At 64.5% G+C, this 1,446-nt stretch carries 1 protein-coding gene; it reads left to right on the top strand.

Going from position 1 to position 1,446, the window contains the following annotated elements; translation table 11 throughout:
• Nucleotides 1–44: 44 nt before the first annotated feature.
• The gene (locus ACIRD8_RS37825) at nucleotides 45–1,439 is read left to right on the top strand and encodes an IS30 family transposase (protein ID WP_404002328.1); all 1,395 of its coding nucleotides are present in this window, start codon (nucleotides 45–47) and stop codon (nucleotides 1,437–1,439) included.
• The last annotated feature ends 7 nt before the right edge of the window (nucleotides 1,440–1,446 follow it).

Below are 1,446 nucleotides of genomic sequence, written 5' to 3' on the forward strand. Positions count from 1 at the left end.
ATTCAACTGGTCGTCGCAACACCTCGTGATCAGCGAGGTGTGGGATGGCGCGTCGTCAGCAGGCAGCCGATCGAGCGGTGCGTCTGAAGTTGAGGTCCCCAGGGCATCCGAAGTACCAGCGTCACATTGAAACTGCGTTCTGGGACGAGATTGCCAAGGGTCTTCTCGCCGAGGAAGCGGCCGGGGTTATCGGCGTGGCGCCGGCGGTGGCCACACGCTGGTATCGGCAGTGTGGCGGTATGCGACCGTTCGATCCGAAGCCGCCTTCGGGCAGATACCTGTCGTTTGCGGAGCGGGAGGAGATTGCGCTCCTGAAAGCCCAGGGCAGGGGTGTACGCGAAATTGCCCGGGAAGTGGGCCGTGATCCGGGGACTATTTCCCGTGAGCTCCGGCGCAACGCGGCCACCAGGGGCGGGCAGCTCGACTATCGGGCATCGGTCGCGCAGTGGAAATCGGACATGGCCGCACGCCGTCCGAAAACGGCGAAGCTGGCCGCCAATCCGCGGTTGCACGCCTATGTCCAGGAACGACTGTCCGGACAGATCAGCACGCCCGGCGGCACGGCGATCGCAGGGCCATCGGCAGGTGCGTGGACGGGGCGGAACAAGCCGCACCGCAAGGACCGCGCGTGGGTGCAGGCATGGAGTCCGGAGCAGATTGCGAACCGGATCAAGTTCGATTTCCCGGATGATGAGTCCATGCGCATCAGCCACGAGGCGATCTACCAGGCGCTCTACATTCAGGGCCGCGGGGCGCTCAAGCGAGAGCTGATCCTGTGCCTGCGCACGGGCCGCGCGCTGCGTGCCCCGCGTGCTCGTTCGCGCCGCAAGACCTGGGCGCATGTGACGCCCGAAGCGTTGATCAGCGAACGGCCCGCCGAGGCCGAGGACCGTGCGGTTCCTGGCCATTGGGAAGGGGATCTGATCATCGGGCTGGAGCGGTCCGCGATCGGCACGGTGGTCGAGCGGTCAACCCGGTTCACGATGCTGGTTCACCTGCCCCGCGAGGAGGGCTACAGGCACAAGCACACGGTCAAGAACGGTCCTGCGCTGGCCGGTTATGGGGCGATCACGATGAAAAACGCACTCGCCAACTCGATGTCGACGCTGCCCGAGCAGCTGGCGCGGTCGCTGACCTGGGATCGCGGAAAGGAGATGTCGGCGCACGCGCAATTCAAAGTCGAGACCGGCATTCCCGTATTCTTCGCCGACCCCCACAGCCCATGGCAGCGCGGCACGAACGAGAACACCAACGGACTCCTCCGTCAGTACTTTCCGAAAGGAACCGATCTCTCAAGGTGGTCCGCCGAAGAGATCGAGGCAGTCGCCCACGCCCTCAATTCCCGACCCCGAAAGACGCTCGGCTGGAAGACACCTGCCGAAGCGTTCAACGAGCAGCTACAGTTGCATCAAAAGGCCGGTGTTGCAACGACCGGTTGAATCCGGT

The organism is Streptomyces sp. NPDC102451, from assembly GCF_044765485.1.
Lineage (GTDB): Bacteria > Actinomycetota > Actinomycetes > Streptomycetales > Streptomycetaceae > Streptomyces.

Bases quoted from the DNA above. Each gene is read 5' to 3' on its own strand.
- ACIRD8_RS37825 (WP_404002328.1), top strand. From the start codon at position 45: ATGGCGCGTCGTCAGCAGGCAGCCGATCGAGCGGTGCGTCTGAAGTTG.